This is a genomic window from Streptomyces sp. NPDC048483, assembly GCF_040651455.1.
GTDB lineage: Bacteria > Actinomycetota > Actinomycetes > Streptomycetales > Streptomycetaceae > Streptomyces.
This window is the reverse complement of sequence record NZ_JBEZJZ010000210.1, coordinates 1-5854: the sequence shown is the minus strand read 5'-3', so window position 1 is coordinate 5854 and position 5854 is coordinate 1. Positions and strand designations below refer to the sequence as shown.

Here is a 5854-nt window from a genome sequence, read left to right as displayed (position 1 = left end):
CACGCCGGGACTCCGCCATGCCCAGGCAACAAAATCACCTCGACCTACCCAACAGTTGCTGATCAGCGAAGCCGCCTCATCCCAACCGAAACGCCAAGGCTAGTGCCTCTCTACGTTGATCGGTCCGCCCACACGCTCAACTGGCCAACTAGAACGCTCAGTCACACCCGGTGTGACTGAGCGTTTCACTTGGCTGATGAGTGCTGGGGTTGGCGGGTGAGCGTGTCAATCGGCGAGGGCGTTCTCATCGATGTAGGTGGGGAGCCTGGAGAAGTACTTGCTCAGTGCGGTGGCCATCAGTGAGTGGACATTGGCGACTCGTTCTTGGGGGTGTTCGAGGCACCAGTCTTGACGGGCGGGCTGGGCCCTTTCGGCCAAGCATCGCCGGACCTGGCTACTGCCTCCGCCTGCGGGGAAGGGGGGATCCAGCAAGTGTGCAGCGACTGTTGGCCGGGAGGGGGGTGGAGAACATGCGCGATGTCGAGCTCAAGCCCGTGCCCGTGAAGCGGGAGGAGCGGCGCACCAGCGGCTACGGCCGTAAGTGAGAAGAGCGTGGGGTCGGCCAAGGCCGGCCCCACAGCATCACGGACACCAAGAGGGGTGAGGGCGTGCGGCTACGGCGGCTGCGGGCAGTGACGTGTTACTGGCACGAGGGCGACTTCGTGGTCCACGCCTATCCGGACCGTGCGCCGATGGCCCTGCACCCCTCGGCCGCAGAGATCCTCGGCGCTTTCGAGACCTGGACCACTGCGGCGCAGGCCGCCACCGCCCTCGGCCACCTCACCCCCGCTGCGGTGGACAAGGCCGTCACGACACTGGTCGAGTGTGGCCTGCTCGTCGAAGAAGGCGGCGCCGAGGCCGATCAGGACGATCGTCTGACGCGAGCCTGGGGTCCATGGGCCCCGGAAGCTGCGTTCTTCCACTACAGCACGCGTGACGCGTCCTTCGAGCCCGCCAGCTCCGAGCTGCGCGCCGAACTGGTCAAGGACGGCCGCCCCGCATTGTTCACCGAATATCCGGCCGCCGACCGCGTCCTGCTGCCGCGCCTGCCCGCGCCCGAGCTGTCCGCCCCGCTGGAAGCGGTGCTCTACCGGCGGCGCACTCACCGTGCTTTCACCGCCGAACCGGTCGCTCTCTCCGTAGTGGCGGCGCTTCTGAGTGTGGTCTTCGGTCCGGCTGACTTCATCGACGCCGACGAGTACGGCGCGCTCATCCGGCGCACCAGTCCGGGCGGCGGCGCCCGGCAGGAACTCGACGCCTACCTCGCCGCCCCGAACATCGCCGGGCTTGCGCCGGGGCTGTTCCACTACAACACGCGCGAGCACAGCCTCGAGCTACTCTCCGAGGGGTTCTCCCATCAGGAAGCGGCACGTCTGTGTGCGCACCAGGAGGGCGTCGACCAAGCGGCCTTCCTGATCTTCGTCGTCGCTGCTTGGGAGCGTATGCGCGTCAAGTACCGCCACCCCCGTGCCTACCGGGTCAGCCTGCTCAACGCCGGCCACCTCGGCCAGACGTTTGCCCTGGCCGCCACTGCATTGGGCCTCGGCCCCTTCCAGAGCGCGGCCTTCGACGACACCGCCGTGGAAAAGCAACTCCGCCTCGACGGCATCACCCGCAGCGCCCTGTACGTCCTCGCCGCCGGCCACCCCCGCCACGAACCCGCTGCTCCCGCGGGCCTTCCCGCCTTCCGCCGCGCCACCCTCCGCTGAGGCACCTGCACGGACGTCCGGCACGGACGCCCACCGAGTCGCAACCGGCGGGCCAGTGCCGATATCTATCGGTCGCCGTGCTGCGCTGCCCAACGTGACCAGCCCCGGCAAAAGAGGGAAGACGCCGACTGAAACGCTCGCCCCCGCCGACTCAAGCACTCACCCGCCAAGTGAAACGCTCAGTCACACCCGGATGTGACTGAGCGCTCTTAGTTGGCCAGTGAGCATTGCACTCGGCCGTTGAGCGCGGAACTGTCCAGCGCAACTGGTGCTGCGTACCGGACGTGGCTGACTCGGCGCGCTTGATGTCGCGATGGGTGTCGTCTACTGGCTGGCGCTCGTGTACGTCGCCGCCCGGCTGCGTGCGGTGCTCGGCCGCCCGGCCTGGCGCAGGCGCTGGGTGCGGATCGGCGGCTGGATGTTCATCGCCCTCGGGGTTGGGGTGGCCGCCACCGAGTAACGCCCGCTAGGACCGCGTCGCCCTCCTGCACTCGTCCCCCAAGGACTCGCCCCGCCCGACCGGCGCGCTGCGGTCGTACGGGTCGACCTCCGTGCCGGCCTCGTCCGCCCGGCGGTCCGTGCCGAAGGGCGGGATGAAGTAGCCCGTGGGGGCGCCGCAGCCGCCGTTGGTCATGTCGTACTTGTACGAGACGATCGAGAACGTGCCCGGCTCGGTGATCACCTTGTCGGGGTCGTCCCAGCTCAGGACCAGCTCGCGCCGGACGATCGTGCGCACGATCTCGTCGTCGCCGCCCGCGTCTGCGCGGGTGACCGGGTAGACGAAGGTGACGTCGGCGGTCACCTGGAGCGCGCCGCGTTCGCCCTCCCGGTAGGTGAGCCGGCCCCGGGTCTTCACGACGTCGCCGACCAGGTGGGTGCGGGAGGGCTGGAAGCGGCTGAAGAGGAGGAGGGGGTCGTTCTTCTCGCTCGGGGTTCGGATAGCGGTTTTCAGAAGGTCTTGGACGTCCTTCTGGTGCGGGTTGATCAGTGCAATCGCCTTCTCGGGGCGCTCGCCCCGCAGCACCGCGCGGTCCAGGCCGGACGCGACGAGGAAGTCTCGGCTGCGGGCGAGGGCCCGCTCGACCTCGGCCGCGCTCATCCAGCCGACCGCCCCGGCCTTCGGCACGGTGATCCCCGCCGCTCCGCTCGCCCAGCTAGCCGCCGGCGAGCCGCGGAACGGCTCCTCCATGGTGGGGCGTTGGGCCGCCTCCTCCGGGGATGCCTGGGTCGGGCGGGCGGTCTCGGCCGCCAGCGGCGGGGAGTCAGCGCCGGCGAACAGGCTCACTATCCGCCCCGGCGCGAGCGCCACCACCAGCAGCACCAGCGAGGCCAGCAGCCCGACCACGTACCAGCCCGTGCGCCGCTTGGGCCGCGCGGGCGTGTAGCTGCGCCAGCCCTCCAGGCCGCGGCCGGGCTCCGCGCGCAGCCGCTTTGCCACGTCGCGGGCCCGCGCCGACGGCTCCTTGGGCGCGTCGGCGGCACCTGCCACCGACTCGCGCAGAAACCGCTCCCATTCCTCGTCGGACCTGGACGAGCCGTCCGGCTCCGTACCCGCGCCCATCCCAACCCCCTGGCAATCAGTAGACCGCGGCCCACTCTCCCTGGGACGCGTCCGCATAATGACACAGAGTGCTGACAGCGAGGCCGGCTGGGCGGACGGTGTGGGTGCGCCACCCTTTCTCAACCGGCCAACTGAAGCGCTCCTTACCTTGTTGGCGGGTTGATTCCGGTCCTTCGTACGATCGGGAGACCCAGGGGCCTGGGTATGGCTGGAAGCGCTCATGCCGAGGTTGTGGCTTTGACTGATTGGCCGCCCAGTGCCCCGCGACGACACGGCCACTCATTGGGATGAGCGAACAGAGACCGCTTCGTAAGGACACGTCGGCGTGGTCGTCTGCTGGGGCCAGTCAACCGATCGACGAGGGAGGCTCGGGTGCCCGAGCTCTGGGCGGGGACGGATGCCGGCAAGGCCGCGCATCACTGCACGGTGATCGACACGGACGGTACGAAGGTGCTGTCGCGCCGGGTGACCAACGATGAGTCCGAGCTCCTGGATCTCATGGCCGAGGTGCTGGCGCTGGCCGAGGACAGTCCGCTGACCTGGGCCGTCGATCTGAACGCCGGCGGTGCCGCATTGCTGATCGCTCTGCTCGTCAGCCATGGCCAGCGGCTGCTGTATATCCCGGGCCGCACCGTTCATCTCGCCTCCCGCGCTTACCGGGGCGATGGCAAGACGGAGGCGAAGGATGCCTACGTCATCGCCGACCAGGCGCGGATGCGACGGGACTTGCAGCCTTTGCAGGAGTGGGACGAGATTGCGGTGGACTTGAAGATCCTCACCGCCCGCCGCTATGACCTCGCTGCCGCTCGCACTCGCGCTATCAACCGGCTGCGCGCCAGCTGCTCGAGTACTTCCCAGCCCTGGAACGGGCCTTCGACTACGCGGCAGCCAAGGCGGCACTTGTCCTGCTTACCGGGTACCAGATGCCGGCCGGCCTTCGTCGGGTTGGCGCGCGCCGACTGGCGACCTGGTTGAAGAACCGCAAGGTTCGTGCTGCCCAGGCGGTGGCTGATACGGCGGTCCGCGGCGCAGGCCCAGCACACCGCCTTGGCCGAGGAGAGCACGGCTGCGGCCGTGGTGAACACCCTGGCCCGGACGGTGCTGGCTCTGGACGACGAAATCGCGGACATTGATGTGCGGATCGCAGCCCGATTCCGTGAGCACAGTGCTGCGGAGGTCATCGTCAGCATGCCTGGCATGGGCCCCTTGCTGGGGGCAGAGTTCATCGCCTGCACTGGTGGGGACACGGGCGCCTTCGGCAGTGCGGGCCGGCTCGCCGGCGTCGCCGGACTCGCACCAGTCCCAAGGGATTCCGGTCGCATTAGCGGCAATTTGCGCCGGCCACACCGTTACCACCGTCGGCTCCTGCGTGTCTTCTACCTCTCCGCCCAGATTGCCGCCCGCTTCTGTCCCACCTCGAAGATCTTCTACGACCGCAAAAGAAGCGAAGGGAAGAGCCACAAACAGGCGGTGCTTGCCCTTGCCCGCCGTCGTCTCGACGTCCTGTGGGCCCTCATTCGCGGTCAACGCCACTTCACAGCCCGGCCACCCTGGTCAGGAGCAGTCGCCGCATGACGGCAGCCGGCCCGCTGAAGGTAGGTTGAACAACGGCCAGCTGGAGGGCACGGGGAGGAGCTTGACGTGACAGACATCGAGGTGCCGGGGCCTGATCCCGACTGGCAGGAAGCCACCAGCCCGCCCTACTACACCGGCAAGAACCCTGCCCATCAGTGGAGCGTGTGGGAGCACTGCTCTCCGCTCTTTCAGATGATCGGAGGGCTGGCGCTGCCGGTGCAGCCCGTGGCCAAGCGCCTGAGATTGCACGTGGAGCGGTCGTGGGACGGGCTGGACGCACTCGACGTCGTCCTGTTCCGGCTGCGGGGCTTCAGCTTCGCCATCAGCAAGCACGACGGCAATCCGGCCGGTATTTCATTTGTCTGGCTCACACAGCGGCACGAGGACGCCGACGAGGCCCTGGACATCCTCCTGGAGGTGGTCGGGATCGGAGAAGAGGCCGTTGCCTTCCGCGGAGATCCTCACGAAGAGCCGGCTGCACAGTCCTCCACGATCCACGGAGACACCCCGCTTCCTCAAGGCTCGGGCATCCCCCTGGGGGCCTCTCGCTGGGCACGGCTTCGCCGCATCTTCGGTGCAGCACCGTCCTCCTCATAACGTCGGACAGTCCAACTCGCAGCTTGACAACCGAGTGCTTGAGTTGGCGGGGCTGAGCATTTGGGGTGGTGGGCAGGGGAGCGGCCGGGCTCGCCCGGTGATCCCGTTTTTCGGTGTAGTGGTAGGAGCGCCGTATCTGAGGGTGATCTGTCCGGTGCAGGAGCTCGCCGGGGTACCGGTGTTGGACCGCACGCCTGGCTAGTGCAGCAGCGCCTGTGCGATCGCCGCTTGCTCCGGCTGGAGGCGCCTTTCCCCGTTTTCGATGTCCCACAGGGCGTTGTGCAGCACCCGTCCCAGTGTCCAGCACGTAGTGCGCTGCCGGTGTTGCGGGCGATGTCGTAGATCCCGTAGGGGATGACTACGGGCTGGTCACTGGTGGTGAACGTGTGGCAGTCCACCGGAATGGGGTTCT

At 68.2% G+C, this 5854-nt stretch carries 5 protein-coding genes and 2 pseudogenes; 4 read left to right on the top strand and 3 right to left on the bottom strand.

Translation table 11 applies throughout. The features are described from left to right. Window positions 1–225 precede the first annotated feature (225 nt). Entirely contained in the window at window positions 226–378 is a 153-nt protein-coding gene (locus AB0D04_RS42040; protein WP_362712704.1) for a hypothetical protein, read from the bottom strand. 230 nt (window positions 379–608) lie between these two features. Between AB0D04_RS42040 and AB0D04_RS42035 the strand changes: the two genes are divergently transcribed. Next, window positions 609–1709 carry a SagB/ThcOx family dehydrogenase gene (locus AB0D04_RS42035; protein ID WP_362712702.1) on the top strand — a complete coding sequence of 367 codons (1101 nt, stop codon included), beginning with the start codon at window positions 609–611 and terminating at the stop codon, window positions 1707–1709. Between the two features lie 313 nt (window positions 1710–2022). Further along, a complete protein-coding gene (locus tag AB0D04_RS42030; protein WP_362712700.1) occupies window positions 2023–2169 on the top strand; it encodes a hypothetical protein in 147 nt (48 codons plus the stop codon). A gap of 6 nt (window positions 2170–2175) precedes the next feature. On the opposite strand, the gene AB0D04_RS42025 is transcribed toward AB0D04_RS42030, so the two are convergent. Next, window positions 2176–3270: a hypothetical protein gene (locus AB0D04_RS42025; protein WP_362712699.1), complete on the bottom strand. Its 1095-nt coding sequence runs from the start codon at window positions 3268–3270 to the stop codon at window positions 2176–2178. A 372-nt stretch (window positions 3271–3642) separates the two neighbouring features. Between AB0D04_RS42025 and AB0D04_RS42020 the strand changes: the two are divergent. Next, window positions 3643–4845 (top strand): annotated as a pseudogene (locus tag AB0D04_RS42020) (IS110 family transposase). A gap of 66 nt (window positions 4846–4911) precedes the next feature. Then, window positions 4912–5442 (top strand): hypothetical protein, encoded by a 531-nt coding sequence (locus AB0D04_RS42015; RefSeq protein WP_362712697.1) that lies wholly within the window; start codon window positions 4912–4914, stop codon window positions 5440–5442. A gap of 198 nt (window positions 5443–5640) precedes the next feature. Here AB0D04_RS42015 and AB0D04_RS42010 read toward each other — a convergent pair. After that, a pseudogene (locus AB0D04_RS42010) lies at window positions 5641–5745 on the bottom strand (hydroxyurea phosphotransferase); the annotation flags it as partial. Window positions 5746–5854: the final 109 nt, after the last annotated feature.